Source organism: Parabacteroides sp. 52 (assembly GCF_010500925.1).
Taxonomy (GTDB): Bacteria; Bacteroidota; Bacteroidia; order Bacteroidales; family Tannerellaceae; genus QVMG01.
The window spans coordinates 43,476-63,890 of record NZ_QVMG01000003.1 but is presented as its reverse complement, the minus strand read 5'-3'; the positions used below and the strand labels follow the sequence as shown (position 1 = coordinate 63,890).

Sequence of the window (20,415 nt, the reverse complement as noted above, 5' to 3'; positions counted from 1 at the left end):
TTGTACTTTTACATCCTTAAACAGTGGAAGGAAACAAAGATATGACATATATGATTCGGTTTAAGATATCCTTACTCTTACTCTGTCTGGCAGGACAGATTGGGGCGCAAGAACCTGCATTGAAGCTGGGTGCAGAACGTCTGGATGTACTCGTACCTCTGTTGGAAGGAAAATGGGTAGGCCTGGTCGTCAACCAAACCTCTATCCTGGAGCATACCCAGGAGCATCTCTTGGATGCCTTATTGGGAAAACACGTGCAGGTGAAGAAAGTCTTTGCCCCCGAACATGGGTTCCGGGGAACTGCCGATGCAGGGGCTGAGATCAAAGACAGCCGCGACCTGCGCACCGGCATCCCTATTGTCTCTCTTTATGGGAAAAATAAAAAACCAACCGCTGCCCAACTGGCCGACATAGACGTACTTCTTTTTGATATACAAGATGTCGGAACCCGCTTCTATACCTACATCAGTACCATGCACTATGTGATGGAAGCCTGTGCGGAAAACGATAAAGAGTGTATCGTGCTCGACCGTCCCAATCCCAACGACTTTGTAGACGGTCCCCTGCGACGGGAAGGGTTCGAGTCCTTTGTCGGTATGCATCCCATCCCTTTGCTTCACGGACTGACAGTCGGAGAACTCGCCCGGATGATTCAGGGGGAAAAATGGCTAACCACCACCCCGGATACTTGCCGCCTGCAGGTTATCCCTATGGAAAACTGGAAACATGGCGATCCCTATTGGTTGCCTGTCAAGCCTTCTCCCAACCTTCCCAACGATCAGTCCATCCGCCTTTATCCCTCTCTCTGTTTGTTTGAAGGCACGCAAATCAGTATCGGGCGGGGTACTTATTTCCCCTTCCAGGTCATCGGTTTCCCGGACCGGAAGTATGGTTCGTTCACTTTTACTCCGGTATCTCTACCCGGATTCGACACCAACCCCGTGCAGAAAGACAAAACCTGTTATGGTGTCGACCTGCGTGAACTGCCTTTTGAGGGCGGATTCACCTTGCGTTTCCTATTCGACTTTTACCAAAAGGCAGGACAGGAACAAGCCTTTTTCTTTACCCGTCCCCAATGGTTCGACTTGCTTGCCGGATCCAAAGAACTACGTTTGCAATTAATCAAGGGTGTTTCCGAAGAAGAGATACGCGCCAGTTGGCAGCCCGAATTAGAGGCATACAAAAAAATAAGGAAAAAGTATCTCCTGTATACAGATTATGTAGAGTAACGAAAACTCCCCACAAGCATAAGAAAGTGATCCGGGAAGGAGCTTCAATCAGCCTTCTCTGCCTTGTTTACAGGCAAACAAAAAAGTGAAGGATAATCACTTACCCTTCACTTCTACTCATTACTATGTTAACTACTTGAAAAAATTGAATTGTTAGAAAGATTTTTTGGCTGTTATTTAAACACGAATAAGGTTTTAATTGGAATTAATTGAGAATTAGTATATGTTTTTCCGGCAAGGAATACGATTTTGTATCCTTCCTTCCCTCCTTCTGAATCTCTTCATAAGCGATGATACAAGCCAAGTTGAATCGTCGCATAAACCGAATACAATATTAGGGGGAATGGGATAAAAAAACGTTATCCTATTCGACATAAAAAGTGTCTTAACCGACCCAAAAGGGGATAGAAGCCTCAGAAAAGGGGGTAAATTGTCTGTTTGCCTTTATTTTTGCGAGCGATAATCTTTGGGAGACATGCCGTATTTCTTTTGAAACTCCCGGTAAAAATACGATTTATTGGAGATCCCCACTTTGTAAATAACCTCCTGAATGCTTAAGTTGGTGTTGATAAGAAGTTGTGCGGCATAGATAAAACGATAGTCTTTGATATAGTCACTCGGCGTAAGCGATGATATCTTTTTGAATCGCCGGTATAGATTGCGGGTGTTCAACCCTAATTTTTCAGCGATGAACTCCGGACGCAGGATTTCGTTGTCGATATTCTCCTGTATGATAGCCGTCACGGTATCCATAAACTCTTTGTCTTCCTGGTGTAACGGGCTGCCTTCCGTGTATTCGTAAGCACTTTCCGGAGAATGGTAATATTCCTTTAATTCATTCTTATGGGATATCAGCCGGTTTATGGTGGATGTCAATACGAGTGGAGAGAAGGGCTTGGTGATATAAGCGTCTGCACCCAGATCCAGTCCTTCGGCCTGTTCCTTCTCGGTGATCTTGGCAGAGACGACCACCAGTGGGATGTGTTTCGTGAATTTATTCGCTTTGATAGTCTGTATAAACTCCCACCCGTCCATCTGTGGCATCATTATGTCTGTAATGATTAATGCCGGGCTTTGTTTCTCAATGATTTTAATGGCTTCAACGCCGTTGGTGGCTTCTTTGATATCGTATGTGGGAGAGAGTATGCTGGAGATAAACCAGAGGATGTCTTTGTTGTCGTCGATAAGTAGAATGGTTGGCCGCAAAGAGGCATTGTCTATCGTTGTTTTTTCTTGGCTAACGGGTTGAGTCATTTCTTTTTTCGGTTCGGCAGACTGATCCTGTGTCGGCTCTAACCGGGGAAGGCTTACGCAGATTTCTGCATATTCACCCACTTCGCTTTGGATGTGTATCTGCCCCTGTAAGGAATCGACAAGGCCTTTGCATATCGGCAATCCCAGTCCGTTGCGGGCGGTCAGTTGCATATATTTATTCTCGTCTACATGTTCCAATACCTGATAACGATCGAAGATGGCATCTATTTGGGATTCTTTGATTCCTTGTCCTGTATTATATACTTTTAGTACCAGTTCCTCTTGTCTTATGGCAAGGGAGACATGGATGATTCCTGCTTCCGGAGTATATTTGAATGCATTTGATATCAGGTTGTTCAGTATCTTTTTGAAAGCGGCTTTGTCCGTGTTCCAATACAAATCGTCGGCAATCGTGAGTTTGAAATCAATATTGTTTTTGCGGGCCATCGGCAGGAAAGAGTCGAACAATAGACGAACAATTCCGGATATAGATATCGGGCGGATGGAAGAATGGGTGAAACCGGACTCTTCTATCTTCCTGAAATCAAGTATCTCCTGAATCAAGGTGTTTAACTCATCTATGTTATTGTTTAAAACGTATACCTGTTTTTTCAGTTTATTGTCGGGCATGCTTTCTGTATATTCTTGTATATACTTACCGACTCCATTGATTAAGGTCAGCGGAGTGCATAACTCATGCGTGATATTGGTGAAGAAGTGGAGTTTGGCTTCATAAAGTTTCTCCTTTTGTTCTTCTTTTATTCTATGGGCGAGTTCAGTCTGTCGTTTCATTATTCGCCGGCGAATCAGGAAAATAATATAGGCCATTAGAAACAGGCAGGAGAATACATATAAGGCAATGGCCCATTTGGTCAGATACCAAGGGGGGAGAACAAGGATGGGTAAAAGATATGTATTGGCATTCGAGTCGTATACATCGTTTTTGTATTTTACATGTAAGAGGTACTTCCCGGGAGGGAGATTGGTGAAGGTCACCTCATTGTTTTTTTGAAGTTCTACCCAGGAGGTATTATAATTTTCCAGGAAGTAGGAATATTCGTAATTATCCCCGTTTATATAATCCGTGGCGACAAAAGAAATACTGAAAGAGGATGCTTTGGAAGGGATGTTTATTTGTTCATTACCGGTGATCGTCTGCTTTTTGTTGAGGCATGTCAATTCCCAGAAGCGTAAGTCCGGTGTATATCTTTCTGTGATATTTTCTGTCGGGTCTACCCATACCAGTCCGTTTATCCCTCCGAAAAATAAGCGGTCGGTAAAAGTACATTTCCAATAGGCATCGTCCGAAAATTCGGTCACCCGCAGATCCGGATAATAATAATTGTGGAAAAAGTCGTTGTGGGGGTTGTACTTTGTCAATCCTTTGTTCGTGCTGAGCCAGATACATCCTGTATTATCTTCCAGGATACCATGAATCATATCATTGGCGATCCCATTTTTTTTGTCAAATTGTTTTATTCTATTTTCACCTTCCGGCAGGAAACTCATTTGTGTCAGGCCGGAGCTGGCTCCGAAATAATAGAGGGAGGGTGTGGTTTTATGTACACAGAGTACATCTCCGATCGCAGAACTAGCTGTTTTGTCCAAAGATAGAAAACGGTATTCTTTGTCGATCACATGGAAGCGGACCACCCCATATCCTCCCCGGCTTCCTATGTAAAGAATCGAATCGCCATCATAACTCATGGAATGAAACTCATTACAGTCTTTATTGTCTCTGCGGAAAGTGAATATGTCGAGGTTGGTAACAGTTATATGGTTTTTGTCTTCTTTTACATGGACTTCTATCAAACCGTCTCCTGCCGTAGCTATCCATAGTGTGGAATCATTTATTTCACAGAGGGAATGCACCCTGCGTATTTTATTGAGAAACGGATTCTTTACGGTATGTATTTGCTGATCGGCATAGGAATAATAGGATAACCCCGGCCCTTCTGTGCCTATCCATAGAATGTTTTTATATTGACTTTTCAGGAAGCAGAAGGTCATATTGTTGGACAGGCCGTTTGAGGTGGTATAATGGGATATATTCTCTCTTTTGTGTGGTAAAAGATTCTTTTTGTCGTATCCCCGGATACAAAGGACTCCGTCTCCTTTTGTTCCCAGCCAGAGGGTTTGTTGGTCGTCGGTGTAAATGGCTCGTATCGGTTTTTGGATCCGATAAGACAGGTCTTCGGTCAGGATATTGCCAAACATTTCCTGTTTCTCATAATACATTTGTACCCCTTGTCCGTCGGTACCCAGCCATAAGATATCCTGTTTGTTGTCCTTGTGTAAGCAGAAAAGGCCGATATGGGAATAGATCGGTTGGGGGATGTGGGGGTTTTTTTCTTCCAATTTCACCAATCCGTTGTTCTTGAATGCGATGTATATATCCGAATGCCAGCGAAGTATCTGGGCGATACCTCCTCCTTCTCCATATCTTTCTTTGAGCTTATTTATATCGGTGATGTATCTTTTTTCCTGTGTATCCGGGGAGTAGAGAAAAAGGTGGTTGTTTTTATCTACAAAAAAGAGGACACCTTCGGTATAAGAGGCATCCGTGATTTCCAGATCATGTATTTTTTGATCTACCAGATCTATAGCAACCGGAAGGCTGTGTGGGTTTAGCTTTGCCTGTTTCAGGATCCCTTGGCTGGTCAATAGGCGGAATTGATTGTTTTTATCGACGAATAATTCTTTTACATCTGCCGGATCCATTTCGGGCAGGAGGATATCTTGGAATTCACCCTTGGCAGGGGAGTAGTAGGAGATAAAATTCTTTACGGATAGGAGTAAGGTGTTCCCTGTAATATCCGCAGCCAATAAACGGGATTCCGGATAGTTGGGAAAGGAGGTTACGACTTTTCTCTCCGGGATGGAAAACAGGTTCACCCCGATAGAGGTGGCTATCCATAAATGGGTGGAGTCGGCGTTTATGATTTTCTGAATGATATTGCCATTTATGGCGGTTTCATTATCCGGTTCATACCGGAAGACGAAAGTGTTTTTCCCGTTGAAGAAGTTGAGCCCGTCATAGGTGCCGAACCACATGTCTCCGTTCAGGTCCTGATGCATGCAGAGAACGGCATTGTTGGATAATTCCAATAGATCCGCCTTTTGTAATTTTTCGGTAGCATTGGTGATCCCTGCAAACAGCCAACAACAAAGACAGAGAGAAAGGAAACGACGGATGTGTACGGTTGAATAGCTGGGAAAAGTGTGTATCATGGTAGCGGTCGATTCGTGCGTAGCTCAAAAGGAAAAAGGGAAAAGAAAAAAGGCAGAGGCGGAAATCCTTTCCTCCTCTGCCTTTGTATTTAGAATTATTTGTATTCCTGCCAGCTCTTTATCTGTATATCCGACTCTTTCAGATTACAGAAAGCCTGTATGAAGGCACTTGCCAGACGGGCATTCGTGATCAGAGGAATATTGTGATCGATAGCAGCCCGGCGGATCTTATAGCCATTGGTTAACTCCCGTTTGCTATGATCTTTGGGTATATTCACTACCAATTCAAATACATGTTCGCTGAACATCTCCATGATATTCAGATCGCCCTGTTCATCCGGCCAGCATACGGCAGTGGCTTTGATTCCGTTTTCATTCAGGAATTTAGCTGTACCATGTGTGCCGTAAACCGTATATCCTTTGTCTGCCAACAAACGGCAAGGTTCCAATAGGTCTACTTTGCTCTTGGCTTCTCCCGAAGAGACGAGCACGTTTTTCTCAGGGATGGTATTACCCACAGCGATCATGGCGGAAAGTAAAGCTTCGTCGAAGTCATCTCCCACACAGCCGACTTCACCGGTGGAGCTCATATCTACTCCCAATATAGGGTCTGCTTTGTGCAAGCGGGCGAAAGAGAACTGAGAGGCTTTTACACCAATCCAGTCTATATCGAAAGCACTCTTATCCGGTTGAGAATAAGGAGCGTCCAGCATGATGCGGGTAGCTGTTTCGATGAAATTCCGTTTCAATACTTTGGAGACAAACGGGAAGCTACGAGAAGCACGCAGGTTACACTCGATTACTTTCACGTCGTTGTTTTTTGCCAGGAACTGGATATTGAAAGGACCGCTGATGTTTAACTCTTTGGCAATCATCTTACTCACCTTCTTGATGCGGCGGGCTGTTTCAAAATAGATCTTCTGTGCAGGGAATACCAGGGTAGCATCTCCTGAGTGAACACCGGCAAATTCGATATGTTCCGAAATGGCATATTCAACCACTTCCCCATTCATGGCTACGGCATCGAACTCGACTTCTTTTGCTCCTTGCAGGAACTCGGAAACAACGACCGGATATTCTTTGGATACTTTCGCTGCCAGTCCGAGGAATTCGATCATCTGCTCTTTGTTGTAACATACGTTCATCGCAGCTCCGGAAAGGACATAAGACGGACGAATCAGGATAGGGAAACCTACTTTGTTGATAAAGGCATCGATCTCATCCATACTGGTGACTTCTGCCCAACTGGGTTGATCTATTCCCAGGGTATCCAACATGGCAGAGAATTTGTGACGGTTCTCCGCCCGGTCGATAGACAGAGGAGATGTTCCCAGGATAGGAACATGCTGACGGTTCAATTTCATGGCCAGGTTGTTCGGAATCTGCCCTCCTACGGAGACGATAACACCTTTAGGGGTTTCCAGATCGATCACGTCCATCACACGTTCCAACGAGAGTTCGTCGAAATAGAGACGGTCGCACATATCGTAGTCCGTAGACACCGTTTCCGGATTGTAATTGATCATAATCGATTTGTATCCCAGTTTACGGGCGGTCTGTGCAGCATTTACCGAGCACCAGTCGAACTCAACGGAAGAACCGATGCGGTAAGCTCCTGAACCCAGGATGATAACGCTTTTATCATTCTTATAATAAGGTATGTCGTGCTCGGTACCGTCGTAGGTCATGTACAGATAATTGGTCAGTTCCGGATGATCGGAAGCAATCGTATTGATGCGTTTGACCGTTGGAAGGACTCCTAACTTTTTACGCAGGCTACGTACCCGGATGTTTTCTTTTTCCATATTGCCTTCCGGTGTTTCTACATAACGGGCAATCTGGAAGTCGGAGAATCCCAAACGTTTTGCCTCGCGCAGAATATCTTCCGGCAGGTCTTCTATCTGGGTATAACCGGCAAGTACCTGGGTATAATCAACAATATTCTTTAGTTTGTTCAGGAACCAGTGATTGATCTTTGACAATTCATGGATACGGTCGATACTGTATCCGGCTTCCAATGCTTTGGCAACTGCGAAAATACGCAGGTCGGTCGGGTTGGCCAGCTCTTCATCCAGATCCTCAAAGTGGATATCGTTGTTCCCAACGAAACCGTGCATGCCTTGTCCGATCATACGTAAACCTTTCTGTATGATCTCTTCAAAGCTTTTACCGATAGACATGATTTCACCTACCGACTTCATGCTGGATCCGATCTGACGGCTTACACCGGCAAATTTAGTCAAGTCCCAACGAGGAATTTTGACAATGATATAATCTACTTCCGGTGCTTTATAGGCTGAATAGGGAGTCCCCATTTCTCCAATCTCATCCAATCCATAACCCAAGGCCAGCTTCGCTGCCACGAAAGCCAAAGGATATCCGCTGGCTTTGGATGCTAATGCGGAAGAACGGCTCAGGCGGGCGTTCACCTCAATGACGCGGTAATCACCTGTCTCCGAGTTATACGCATATTGAATATTACATTCACCTACGATACCCAGGTGACGGATGGCTTTCGTTGATAAGTCTTGCAGCGTTTTTACCTCATCGTCAGTCAATGAGCAGGTAGGGGCAACCACAATACTTTCTCCTGTATGTACCCCCAGTGGGTCTACATTCTCCATGCTTACCACCGTAAAACAGTGGTCGTTTTTATCACGGATTACTTCAAATTCGATTTCTTTCCATCCTTTCAGTGATTCTTCTACAAGGATCTGCGGAGCATAGGCAAAGGCACTTTCTGCCAATGTGCGCAGTTCCGCTTCATCTTTACAGATACCGCTACCCATACCTCCCAGGGCATAAGCTGAACGGATCATTACCGGGAAACCAATCTTATGTGCTGCTGCGACAGCATCTTCCATGCTTTCGACAGCCTCGCTTATCGGGGTCTTGATGGCTACTTCATCCAGTTTTTTTACGAAGAGGTCGCGGTCCTCTGTGTACATAATCGCTTCTACAGAAGTACCTAATACCTTTACGCCATATTTGGCAAGCGTGCCATCTGTGTATAACTGGGTTCCGCAGTTCAACGCTGTCTGGCCGCCGAATGCCAATAGAATTCCGTCCGGTTGTTCTTTTTTAATAACTTCTTCCACAAAATAAGGAGTGATAGGCAGGAAATATACCTTATCTGCTACCCCTTCGGATGTTTGAATGGTTGCAATATTAGGGTTTAATAATACCGTACTGATCCCTTCTTCACGCAGCGCTTTCAATGCTTGTGAACCGGAATAGTCAAATTCACCGGCCTGACCAATCTTCAGGGCACCCGAGCCCAGAACAATTACCTTTTTAATTCCACTTTTCGACATAGTACTTCTTGGATGTTTTATTTTGATTTTATAGAATATTATGCATTGTATTTACTTACAGGACAAAAAAAATGCGTTAGAAAAAATAACTAACGCATCCTACTATCTAATTAAAAATAGTTTTCCCAAAACAAGGAAAAAGGGTTTCAACGTCCGACATATAACCGGAAAAGAACGTGGGATTCCCCATATGTGCCTTATTCGTCATAAACCTTTTCTTCAAAATTTAGGCAAAGGTAAAATATATATTTGGGAATTACAAAGTGAAACGAGACATTCTTTTCAAAAAGACCGGTGCTTTCTGTTTTTCTTTGTCTTTTTCCGGATTTGAAATTATCTATTATTTGAACTCACGTTAATTGTCGTATATTTGTCTTCTCATTTAGGAAAGAATTATGGCAGATACGAATACGCAATTTGAAAAGATTATCTCGCAATGCCGGGAGTTATTTGGAAAGAAATTAAATGATTATGGTCCCTCGTGGCGTATCATGCGTCCCCCATCGGTTACTGACCAGATATTTATAAAAGCGAACCGTATTCGTAGCCTGGAAATCAAAGGTGTTAGTAAAGTGGACGAAGGCATTCGTCCGGAGTTTATTGCCATTGTTAATTATGGTGTCATCGGTCTGATTCAGCTGGCATTGGGTTTTGCGGAAACGACCGATATGACAAATGAAGAGGCCTTGCGATTGTATGATAAATACATAACAGAGACCAAAGAATTGATGTATGCAAAGAATCATGATTATGATGAAGCCTGGCGTAGTATGCGTATCAGTTCTTATACCGATCTCATTCTGATGAAGATATACCGGACGAAGCAGATAGAAAGCCATGACGGAAAAACGCTGGTCTCCGAAGGAGTAGATGCGAATTATATGGATATGATTAATTATGCCTTGTTTGGTTTGATCAAACTGGAAGAAGGCGGTTCTGATAAATGAAACACAAAGATATTCTTCTGAAAATAATCGTTGAATGCAGTCGCCTGTTGTTGGGTGTTACATTCATTTTCTCCGGTTTTGTCAAAGCGGTCGATCCGGTTGGTTTTGCTATAAAGATAGGAGATTACCTGACGGCATTCGGACTGGAAACGTTTCAATCTCTCTCATTGGCTTTTGCTTTTAATCTGACAGCAATCGAGTTTATGCTGGGGGTATGTGTGTTATTGGGCGTATACCGCAAGTATGCATCTTTGTTCACCTTGCTTTTCATGCTTTTTATGACACCGTTGACGCTTTATCTGGCTTTATTCGATCCGGTGTCGGATTGTGGATGCTTTGGAGATGCCGTCCTGTTGACGAATTGGGAAACCTTCTTTAAGAATGTCGTATTATTGGCAGCGGCAGTCTTTCTTTATGTATATAACCAACGCGTTTCTGCGTTCTATACCTTCAAGGTGTATTGGTTTGTCGCTTTGTTCTCTTTCCTTTCCTGTGTCTTTTTTGCTTATCAGAATTACCAACATCTTCCTTTATTGGATTTCCGCCCATATAAGATCGGGGCAAACATACCGGAACTCATGTCTATACCGGAAGGAGCTCCCGAAGATGAATATAGATATTCTTTTGTGTATGAAAAGGATGGGGTGAAACAAACGTTTTCTCTGGAAGACCTTCCAACTGATAGTTCATGGGTTTTTGTTGAGTCCCAAACAGATTTGATAAAAGAAGGCTATATCCCCCCTATAGAGGCTTTTAATCTGTATGATGAGCAGGGCGAGGATGTCGCCGATATTCTGTTGGCTGATGCGCGAGGCGTCTTTTTGTTTATATCTCCGAAATTGGAGAAGGCCAATGATATTTATGTGGATGAGATAAATAGCGTATATGATTATGCGCAGGAAAACGGACTGTCTTTTTATTGTCTTACAGCCTCTATGCCCGAAGATATTGCCCGTTGGAGCGATTATACCGGCGCAGCATATCCTTTTCTTCAGGCAGATGATACTTTGTTGAAAACGATCATCCGTTCCAATCCGGGGTTGGTGTTAATAAAGAAAGGCAGCGTATTGGCCAAATGGCATTATAAGGATATTCCCGAAGAAGAGGATGTGAAAGAGACAATGGATCCCTATATAGAAGGAGAGAAGTTAATGAACAAGGAAGATCGGTATCCGATGATCAACTTATTGACTTTTGCCGTACCTTTGTTGCTTGTATGGGGATATGACCATTTGCGTAACCGGCGTCGTGCCGGAAAGAAAAAGGCAACTGCCGATTCATTCGTTGGATAAGCTCCCCTTCACTACAAGTCGTATTTAATGTGTTATATTAATTAATAAATGAGATTATGAGAAAGAATATTATTGCAGGAAACTGGAAGATGAACACAACCCTTCCGGAAGGCCTGGAACTGGCAAAAGGATTAAATGAAGCTTTGAAAAACAAAACCATTAAATGTGATGTTGTAATTGGCACTCCTTTTACTCACCTGGCAAGTATTGCGGCAGCTATTGACACGAATAAAATCGGTGTGGCTGCAGAAAACTGTGCCGACAAAGAAAAAGGAGCCTATACGGGAGAGGTATCTGCAGCAATGGTTGCTTCAACCGGTGCTACATATGTTATTCTGGGACACTCAGAAAGACGTGCTTATTATCACGAAACTCCGGAAATACTGAAAACAAAAGTCGGTATGGCTTTGGCTAATGGATTGACACCTATTTTCTGTATCGGAGAAGTATTGGAAGAAAGAGAAGCCGGTAAACACTTCGAGGTAGTAGATGAGCAGGTGAAAGCCTCTTTGTTTGATCTCTCTGCAGCCGATTTCGCTAAAATCGTTATTGCTTACGAACCGGTTTGGGCTATTGGTACAGGAAAGACTGCTACTGCTGACCAGGCAGAAGAAATACATGCACATATCCGTGCTACCCTGGCTGCAAAATACGGAAATGAAATTGCAGATAATTGCACCATCCTCTATGGAGGAAGTATGAATGCTGCTAACGCAAAAGAATTGGTGTCTAAACCCAATGTAGACGGTGGTTTGATTGGTGGAGCATCCTTGAGCGTTGAAAACTTTATGCCTATCATTGAAGCATTTTAATTCAAATGAAGAATGAAGAATGAAGAAAGAAGAATAAATGTCTTCAAAGTCTTCATTCTTCATTCTTCGTTTTTCATTCCCCATTTTATGAAACATCTATTTTGCATAATACTCTTATTCCTCCCCTCTTTTCTGTTTGCCCAAAGTGAATTGACAAATAATTCTTTTGTGCAGGAAGAAAAAGGAATGACTATTTTCGATGCACTGGAGAAAGCCGAATTGGGTAAAGGAAATGTACTTGTTCATCAATCAGATATTATCCGCTCATTGGTGGGCGCCCGCAAACAGGGAGTGAATGTGGAAGAGATTGATGGCGAAGCTTTTCTGAAGGTGAAGGGATTTCGCACACAGGTATTCTCCGGTAACCAACGTGCGTCTAAGGCTGAAGCATTAGAAAAGGAAAAAGAGATCAAGGAAGTTTTCCCTGACGTGCAGACCTATGTCAACTATGACGCCCCTTTCTGGCGGTTGCGTGTAGGGGATTTTCGGACAAGGGAAGAAGCTGATCTTTTGTTGCATCAACTGCGAAAGGCCTTTCCTGTTTATGGAAAAGAAATGTATATTGTTCCTGAAGAAATAAAAATTCCTCTTTACTAACGTGTTGTATTGAAAGACGCATGTCACCACACGCTGTTATTAGTCGGAATCATTAACGAATCATTACTCAAATGCCCAAAGTAAGCGAAAAAACAATTGTTGCAAACGAAGAATTAGTCTCTCACTATAAACAGGTGATCGAATTACTGGGTGAGGATGTCAACAGGGAGGGGCTTCTTAAAACCCCCGAACGGGTAGCTAAGGCCATGCAGTTTCTGACAAAAGGATATACAGAAGACCCTGAAGCAGTCCTTCGTTCTGCTATGTTTAAAGAAGAAGGCTATAAGCAGATGGTTATAGTGAAAGACATTGATTTCTTTTCCCTCTGTGAACACCATATGCTGCCGTTTTTCGGCAAAGCCCATATTGCTTATATTCCGAAGAACTATATCACCGGGTTAAGTAAAATTCCCCGTATTGTAGATATATTTGCCCGTCGCTTGCAGATACAGGAACGGCTGACGATGCAAATAAAAGATTGTATACAACAGACCCTGGATCCTCTGGGGGTCATGGTTGTTATTGAAGCCCAACATATGTGTATGCAAATGCGGGGAGTCGAGAAACAAAATTCACTCACCACTACCTCCGATTTTACCGGCTCTTTCCAACAAGCCAAAACACGGGAGGAGTTTATGAATCTTATCAAGCATAACCGATAACAGTCTTTCCTATTTCGGTGTTCTTACCGGTCGGCTACCTTCTGCCGGTCGGGTCGTTGGACGTTTATTACCTTCCTGATTCCCTCCCGTACCTGCATTGCCTGGCCTGTCGGGCTGCCCTGGCCGATTGGGCCTGTTCGGTTGATTGGGTTGATTGGGCCTGTCGGGTTGCCCCGGTCGATTGGGACGTTGAGGGCGGTTGTTGCCGGGTGCAATATAGATAGGACGTCCATACGGCGGATAAATCGTAGGCGGGTACATCGGTGCGACGTATTGTATATCCTCATATAAATACTCGTATCCCACCAGGTAGTCATTCCAGAATTCAAGTGCATATATCTCGTTGCGAGAGGTACTGTATTCGAGTACCTCCTGGTATCCATCGTCGGTTTCTTTGATTGAAATAAGCCGATTGGGTACTCCGGCAATCTGTTCAACCTGTGCTTTAGACATACCGGTAGTCAGTTTACGCAGATCCAGGGAACGATAGCTTCCGCAAGCCATACATAGGAGGACTAGAGCTATAATGTATACGCACTTTTTCATAACCTTTTCTTTTTTGTCTTACTTATATATCCTAAAAACACTAGGAAGGATTGAATTGTTTTGTATCACACTTATCCACCGCGAATGCAAATACGGGAAAATGTCAGAAATACAGCCTTGTATACTTCAAAATCTTTACTACTTTTGTTAATCAAAATAAAACATACAAAAACTTATTCATATGATTGATACAAAACAATATGTAAAAGCATCTGAAGAGAAGATGACGTTTGCCCTTGAATACCTGGATGAGCAATTGTCGCATATCCGGGCTGGTAAAGCCAATCCAAAGATATTGGATGGTGTACGTGTGTCTTATTACGGAGGTATGGTGCCCCTGAGTAATGTCGCATCCATTAATACCCCTGATGCCAAAACAATCATCATAACCCCGTGGGAAAAACCCCTGATTCGGGATATTGAAAAGGCCATTATGGACTCAGACGTGGGTATTACTCCGGAAAATAATGGGGAGGTGATCCGTTTAGGTATTCCTCCATTGACCGAAGAACGCCGTCGCCAGTTAGTGAAACAATGTAAACAAGAGGTTGAGAATGCCAAGATCAGTGTGCGTAATGCCCGTCGTGATGCTATCGATGCCTTGAAGAAGAGTGTCAAAGAGGGAGTTCCAGAAGATATGGCTAAAGATGCAGAAGCAGATGCGCAAAAGATTCATGATAAATATATCAAACGAATCGATGAACTCTATATTGCAAAAGAAAAAGAGATAATGACTGTATAATAAATGGACAATTGACAGTTGACAATTGACAATGTATCTACTTGTTAACTGTTAACTGTCTATTGTTAGTTATCTATTGAACATGAGGGGGTTGGTAATAAAAAATACAGGAAGCTGGTATACCGTACGGACGGAGGACGGACGGGATATCGAGAGTAAGATAAAGGGTAATTTTCGGTTGAAAGAGATACGGAGTACCAATCCCATTGCTGTCGGCGACCGTGTCGATATCGACATAAACAAGGAAGGCACTGCTTTTATTACAGAAATAGAAGACCGCAAAAATTATATCATACGCCGTGCTTCCAACCTCTCCAAACAGTCTCATATTATTGCGGCCAACCTGGATCAGGCGATGTTGATCACTACGGTGAATTATCCAATAACAACAACGATCTTTATGGACCGTTTCCTGGCCACAGCGGAAGCCTATGAGGTGCCTGTCAAGATTGTCTTTAATAAAATAGACCGGTATAAAGGAGAAGATGCCGAACGACTGGAGACTTTAATCAAATTATATACCTCTATCGGTTACCCTTGTTTGAAGCTCTGCGCGAAAACGGAAGAAGGTTTAGACGAGATGAGGGCTGAGTTGAAAGATAAAATAACTCTTTTAACCGGGCATTCCGGAGTAGGCAAATCGACTATCATTAATAAGTTAGTGCCTGGCGTCAACCTGAAAACTGGACATATATCCGAATACCACAACAAAGGAATGCATACTACTACCTTTTCTGAGATGATAGAGTTGGCAGATGGGGGATACCTGATTGATACTCCGGGTATCAAAGGTTTTGGAACGATCGAAATGGAAGATGCTGAAATTTCCCATTATTTCCCTGAGATATTTGCAGAATCTTCCGGTTGTCGTTTTGGTAACTGTACCCATAGACATGAACCAGGCTGTGCCGTTTTGCAGGCTGTGCAGAAAGGATGCGTGAGTGAATCCCGTTATAAAAGCTATATAAATATCCTGGCAGACAAAGAAGAGAATAAATACCGGGAAGAATATTAAATGCGGATAAAAACGCAACTGTAACCTGTTGCTACCTTCATCTCTTTTACTATGGATTTTATTGTACTCCTATCCGGAAGCCTTTCGATTGGAAAACGGGATAGAGTAGGAATTGGCGTTCCATCTTCCGGTTCCAGGGATTGTATTCATAATTGACGCCTACCCCTATGCCTACATTCTCATTGATTTTAAATTCCATAGATCCTCCCACACTGGTGTGGTTGTAAAACGGGTTCATCAACAGATGCGGATTGTATTTTTCCTTTTTATCTATGTAGTGGGAGTATTGCCCCCAGGCTTGAAGTGCCAACCGATCAGTCGCTTCGTAGCGTAGATGTAAATTGACTCCAACCATATGCTCAGGACTGAGGTTGAAAGGCGTGTAATAGTGCCCCGCATACCCACTGCCGGCAATAGACAGTTTGTCTTTGTGCCATACCAAAGCTGAATGAATGGTTGTCAAGCCACCGGCTCCCGGCCAGGAGTGCTGTCTGCCATTTAGTACCAAAGCCCAGTTCTCATGTAAATGGGAAGTGGATGTTTCATTGAAATCAAACGCCATAGGAGTTATTCTTCGGAGCATGGGTGCATATACATTGTAGAAAGGGCGGTAGGCTTCCGATTGAACCTGCATATTCATCGGTCGTTCGTCCAGGGTAAGGGATTGATAGTTGGGGGTAAATTCACGTAACTTTTTATCTAATTCCTGTGTGTTTGCCGGTTGATAGGTCTCATAAGAGATCTTAGGAATATTCAGTGTATAGTCTTTCTTCTTAGGAAGCGCAATGATTTTTCCTTCTTTATTTAATACAAAGTCGAACTCTTTGGATTGTGCTTTTCCTATCAAACAGAACCCCAAACAAATAAAAAGTAAAAATCCTTGCCTCATCCTACCCTTGGTTTAGAACACTATGGTTCATTTTTATCAAATTTCGTCAAATATAATAATTTAATAAATACAAGGCAAGTACGAAGGATATACGAAGACAGTATGTGGTTGTAAGTAGGGGGGTAAGTATACCGCCACTTACCGGCTTTTTTTTGTTTATATGGAGACTTATTCAAGGCTTTTCCGTAGCTTTGTTTTTTTAATGATTGGATATGAAAAAAAATGACTGGAAAGACCGGTTAGGCGTGATGTATTCGACCAACCCTGATTTTCAATATAATACAGGAGATGAGCCGGAGGAAGATACCCTGGCAAAAGAAAAACAATTGTTACGTATTTCACTGGATAAACGCAACCGAGGGGGCAAGATGGTTACCCTCGTCACAGGTTTCCGTGGTACAACCGATGACCTGGAGGCTTTAGGTAAATGGCTGAAGACAAAATGCGGGGTCGGTGGATCGGCCAAAGAAGGAGAGATAATCGTACAAGGCGATCTGCGGCAAAAAGTGTTGGAGCTTTTGCAAAAGGACGGTTACGTGAAAGCAAGAATTATTTAATGGAAGTATCCTTTCTATCCTATAACAATCGATTATTGTGTTAACAATTTACAGAGCATCAGCCGGTGCAGGAAAGACACACCAATTAACGGGCGATTACTTGAAGTTATTGTTTGCCCGCTCGGGTGCTTATCGCCGCATCCTGGCAGTGACCTTTACCAATAAGGCGACGGATGAGATGAAAAGCCGTATCATTGAGGAGCTCTACCGGCTTGCCTGCGGGCAAGATTCCGGGCATATGGCCATGTTATGCGATACATATACATTGACCGAGGAAAGCTTGCGACAAGAAGCCCGCAAGGTGATGGTAGCTATCTTGCATGATTATTCGGCTTTCAACATCAGTACGATCGACCGTTTCTTTCAGCATACGATGCGCGCCTTTACCCGGGAGATCGGGTTGCAGGGTGGTTATGGCATAGAGATGGATCAGGAGCTTGTCTTGACTGAGGCGGTAGACAATATGTTGGCTGGCTTGGATAAAACGGAAAACAAAGTGCTTTTGAGTTGGTTGCTTCGCTTTGCCGAGGAGAAGATCGAAAATGGAGAAGAGTGGAATCTGCGGCGAGACATCATGGCTTTGGGGCGGGAGGTATTTAAAGAAAGTTTCAAAACGCAAAGCAACCAGGTCAGCGAGGATTTGACAGATAAGAGCGTATTGGAAGAATACCAAAAAGAGCTCTACACCTTAATGCAAGCCGTAGAAAAAGAAGCCAAAGCGTTGGGTGAGAAAGGGATGGAATTATTGTCGCGAGCAGGTCTTCACCCCTCAGACTTCAAAGGAGGGAGCCGTTCGGCTATGCTTCTGTTAGAAAAGCTGGCGGCCGGTGAAATGAAAGAACCTACCGTTACCTTTCAGGCAATGGTAGACAATGTGGATGCCTGTTATACCAAAACGACGGCCGCCGAAAAAGCGATTGCAATTATCCGCGTATTTGACGAAGGTCTGAATGACTGTATGAAGGGTATTGTCACTTTGTTTTCAAACCTGACAGATTATAATACAGCGAAAGAAATCACCCGCTATTACTACACCTTGGGTATCCTGACGGATGTCTCCCGGCATATAGCAGCCTACCGCGAAGAAAAGAATGTAATGCTGATTGCCGACACCACGGAGTTATTGAATAAAGTGATAGACGGCAGTGATGCTCCTTTTATTTACGAAAAGACCGGAACCCGGGTCGATCATTATATGATTGATGAGTTTCAGGACACCAGCGGTATGCAATGGCATAATTTCCGTCCATTATTGCGGGAGAGCCTTGCCTATAAACAATCGAACTTGATTGTAGGGGATGTTAAACAAAGTATCTATCGTTTCCGTAATTCAGATTGGAAATTATTAGATGAAGAGGTGCAAAAAGATTTTCATGCTACTGAAGTCAAAGAAGAAACATTGCAGGAGAACTGGCGCAGTTGCCGTTCTATTGTATCCTTTAATAATTCATTGTTTACGGTGGCTCCGGAATTATTACAAAGTCTGTATAACGACTTATTGGAAACATCCTCTCTGCCCGAAGAAGAAAAAAATATCTTTTCCACACGTATTGCATCAGCCTATTCGGGAAGCTACCAGAAGGTAGCCCTTCCTTTTCAAAACAAAGAAGGTCATGTAAAGGTAGAGTTTATAGAAACAGAAGAGGAAGGTAAGAGTTGGAAAGAAGAGGCGTTGGACCGACTGCCCGGATTATTGGAGCAGTTACAGGACAATGGCTATGAGCTTAAAGACATAGCCATCCTGGTACGTACAAACCTGGAAGGAGCCCAGGTGGCCGATACCCTGTTGACCTATAAAGAAACACATACGGACAGCCTATATAAATACGACATCGTTTCGGATGAGGCTTTGTTTATAAGCAGCTCGACAGCAGTCCGTTTTATCATATCCCTGCTTCGGCATTTGAAGACACCCGAAGACCCCACCTGCCGGCAAATGGCTTATTTTGCTTATGCCACCCTGACAGGTGTCTTTAGCCAGACGAGAGAGGGCTTCCCGACCGAGTTGCAAGAAAAACTGGAAGACCTTTCTCACCAATCTTTGTATGAGATGATCGAAGGTATTTACCGGGTATTTACTGATTCATTCGCGGCGAATGAACAGGCATTTCTGCAGGCATTCCTGGATCTGACAGCGGAATTCGCTCAACGGGAAAGCCCGGATCTGGGACGCTTTCTGAAATGGTGGGACGAAGCCGGGTACCGGAAAGCAATTGCTACACCCGATGAACAAAATGCGGTACGTATTCTGACAGTTCATAAATCGAAAGGATTGGGAATGAAAGTGATACTCGTACCTTTTGCGGATTGGGAGATCGACCACCGTCCGACAAAGCCGGTAATTCTCTGGTGTGAACCTAAGGAAGTGCCTTTCAACAAGCTCCGGCTGGTACCCGTACGGTATGGAAAAGGGCTGGGCAATACGCGTTTTGCCACAGATTATTTCAATGAGAAATTATATGCCTATGTAGATAATCTCAACACCCTCTATGTTGCCTTTACGCGTGCCAAAGAGGAATTATTGGTACTCTCTCCTCGCCCCAAGAAGATCAAAGAACAAACAGGAGAGGTTGAAAAGATCGACTCCATTGCTTCTTTGTTATGGAGTAGCCTGGTCATGTCGGTCGATAAGACCAGAGAAGGGAAATCCCTGGATGATCTGTCGGCCTCTTTTGAGATAAAAGAAGGTGTTTTTGAGAAAGGTACCTGGTGGAAACCGGAGAAGAAGAAACAAGAAGAAAGGGGGAAAGAAGAAATTGTTATCGATAGATTGACTTCTGTCTCTCCAGACGAACGGCTGCAATTGCGTTTATATGGGAAAGGATTCTTCTTTGATAATCCATTGCGCAAGAAAGGAACGGTGATGCACGAAGTATTGAGTGCAGTCCGGACAATAGATGATGTGCCTGCAGCTGTAGAGACTTATCGGTTGAAGGGTCTTCTCAACCGGGAGGAAGCAAATGAATTGGTGACTCAGTTGCAAACGTTATTAACAAACCCCCAGGTTGTTTCCTGGTATACCGCCCCCATACGTGTGTTGAATGAAGTGGAAATTCTTTCCGGAACAAAGAAGCCCCGCCGCCCCGACCGGGTAATGTTATCCGGAAATAAAGCGATCGTAGTCGATTATAAGTTTGGCGAACAGGAAGATAAACAATACCATAACCAGGTGCGAAACTATCTTAAATTGATTCAACAGATGGGCTATTCGCAGGTGGAAGGATACTTATGGTATGTAACTTTAGGAAAAGTAGAAAGAGTGAAACTATAAGATTAGTTTTGATATTCAGCAAAAATGAATAATTTTGCGGAGAAAAGGACACAATAA

Annotated in this window: 14 protein-coding genes; 10 read left to right on the top strand and 4 right to left on the bottom strand. The window is 43.5% G+C overall.

Going from position 1 to position 20,415, the window contains the following annotated elements; translation table 11 throughout:
* The first annotated feature begins 41 nt into the window (after positions 1-41).
* Positions 42-1,229 (top strand): exo-beta-N-acetylmuramidase NamZ domain-containing protein, encoded by a 1,188-nt coding sequence (locus D0T51_RS03745; protein ID WP_163725392.1) that lies wholly within the window; start codon positions 42-44, stop codon positions 1,227-1,229.
* A gap of 444 nt (positions 1,230-1,673) precedes the next feature.
* Here the strand turns inward: D0T51_RS03745 and D0T51_RS03740 are convergent, their stop codons facing one another.
* Both D0T51_RS03740 and carB read right to left on the bottom strand, forming a co-directional pair.
* On the bottom strand, positions 1,674-5,714 hold the full coding sequence (locus D0T51_RS03740) for a hybrid sensor histidine kinase/response regulator transcription factor (protein ID WP_163725389.1): 4,041 nt from the start codon (positions 5,712-5,714) through the stop codon (positions 1,674-1,676).
* A 95-nt stretch (positions 5,715-5,809) separates the two neighbouring features.
* Complete coding sequence (carB, locus tag D0T51_RS03735) at positions 5,810-9,028, bottom strand: carbamoyl-phosphate synthase (glutamine-hydrolyzing) large subunit (RefSeq protein ID WP_163725386.1); 3,219 nt, start codon at positions 9,026-9,028, stop codon at positions 5,810-5,812.
* A 395-nt stretch (positions 9,029-9,423) separates the two neighbouring features.
* On the opposite strand from carB, the gene D0T51_RS03730 reads away from it, so the two are divergent.
* From D0T51_RS03730 to folE, 5 genes are all read left to right on the top strand, one after another.
* Positions 9,424-9,975, top strand: a complete 552-nt coding sequence (locus tag D0T51_RS03730) for a DUF1599 domain-containing protein (RefSeq protein WP_163725383.1) — start codon at positions 9,424-9,426, stop codon at positions 9,973-9,975.
* Positions 9,972-11,267, top strand: coding sequence for a BT_3928 family protein (locus D0T51_RS03725; RefSeq protein ID WP_163725380.1), 1,296 nt, complete (start codon positions 9,972-9,974; stop codon positions 11,265-11,267). The genes D0T51_RS03730 and D0T51_RS03725 overlap by 4 nt, the downstream gene beginning before the upstream one ends.
* Positions 11,268-11,323: 56 nt before the next feature.
* The gene (tpiA, locus tag D0T51_RS03720; protein ID WP_163725377.1) at positions 11,324-12,079 is read left to right on the top strand and encodes a triose-phosphate isomerase; all 756 of its coding nucleotides are present in this window, start codon (positions 11,324-11,326) and stop codon (positions 12,077-12,079) included.
* Between the two features lie 87 nt (positions 12,080-12,166).
* Positions 12,167-12,676 carry an SPOR domain-containing protein gene (locus D0T51_RS03715; protein ID WP_163725374.1) on the top strand — a complete coding sequence of 170 codons (510 nt, stop codon included), beginning with the start codon at positions 12,167-12,169 and terminating at the stop codon, positions 12,674-12,676.
* 71 nt (positions 12,677-12,747) lie between these two features.
* A complete protein-coding gene (gene folE / locus D0T51_RS03710) occupies positions 12,748-13,338 on the top strand; it encodes a GTP cyclohydrolase I FolE (RefSeq protein WP_163725370.1) in 591 nt (196 codons plus the stop codon).
* A gap of 9 nt (positions 13,339-13,347) precedes the next feature.
* Here the strand turns inward: folE and D0T51_RS03705 are convergent, their stop codons facing one another.
* Complete coding sequence (locus D0T51_RS03705) at positions 13,348-13,884, bottom strand: hypothetical protein (protein WP_163725367.1); 537 nt, start codon at positions 13,882-13,884, stop codon at positions 13,348-13,350.
* Between the two features lie 181 nt (positions 13,885-14,065).
* Here D0T51_RS03705 and frr point away from each other — a divergent pair, with 181 nt between their 5' ends.
* Together frr and rsgA are read left to right on the top strand one after the other, a co-directional pair.
* Entirely contained in the window at positions 14,066-14,626 is a 561-nt protein-coding gene (frr, locus tag D0T51_RS03700) for a ribosome recycling factor (protein ID WP_163725365.1), read from the top strand.
* An 82-nt stretch (positions 14,627-14,708) separates the two neighbouring features.
* The gene (gene rsgA / locus D0T51_RS03695) at positions 14,709-15,641 is read left to right on the top strand and encodes a ribosome small subunit-dependent GTPase A (protein WP_163725362.1); all 933 of its coding nucleotides are present in this window, start codon (positions 14,709-14,711) and stop codon (positions 15,639-15,641) included.
* A gap of 58 nt (positions 15,642-15,699) precedes the next feature.
* Here rsgA and D0T51_RS03690 read toward each other — a convergent pair whose 3' ends face one another.
* Positions 15,700-16,530: a hypothetical protein gene (locus tag D0T51_RS03690; protein ID WP_163725359.1), complete on the bottom strand. Its 831-nt coding sequence runs from the start codon at positions 16,528-16,530 to the stop codon at positions 15,700-15,702.
* A 212-nt stretch (positions 16,531-16,742) separates the two neighbouring features.
* Here D0T51_RS03690 and D0T51_RS03685 point away from each other — a divergent pair, with 212 nt between their 5' ends.
* Both D0T51_RS03685 and D0T51_RS03680 read left to right on the top strand, forming a co-directional pair.
* Positions 16,743-17,087, top strand: coding sequence for a translation initiation factor (locus D0T51_RS03685; protein ID WP_163725358.1), 345 nt, complete (start codon positions 16,743-16,745; stop codon positions 17,085-17,087).
* A gap of 37 nt (positions 17,088-17,124) precedes the next feature.
* Complete coding sequence (locus tag D0T51_RS03680) at positions 17,125-20,358, top strand: exodeoxyribonuclease V subunit beta (protein ID WP_163725355.1); 3,234 nt, start codon at positions 17,125-17,127, stop codon at positions 20,356-20,358.
* Positions 20,359-20,415: the final 57 nt, after the last annotated feature.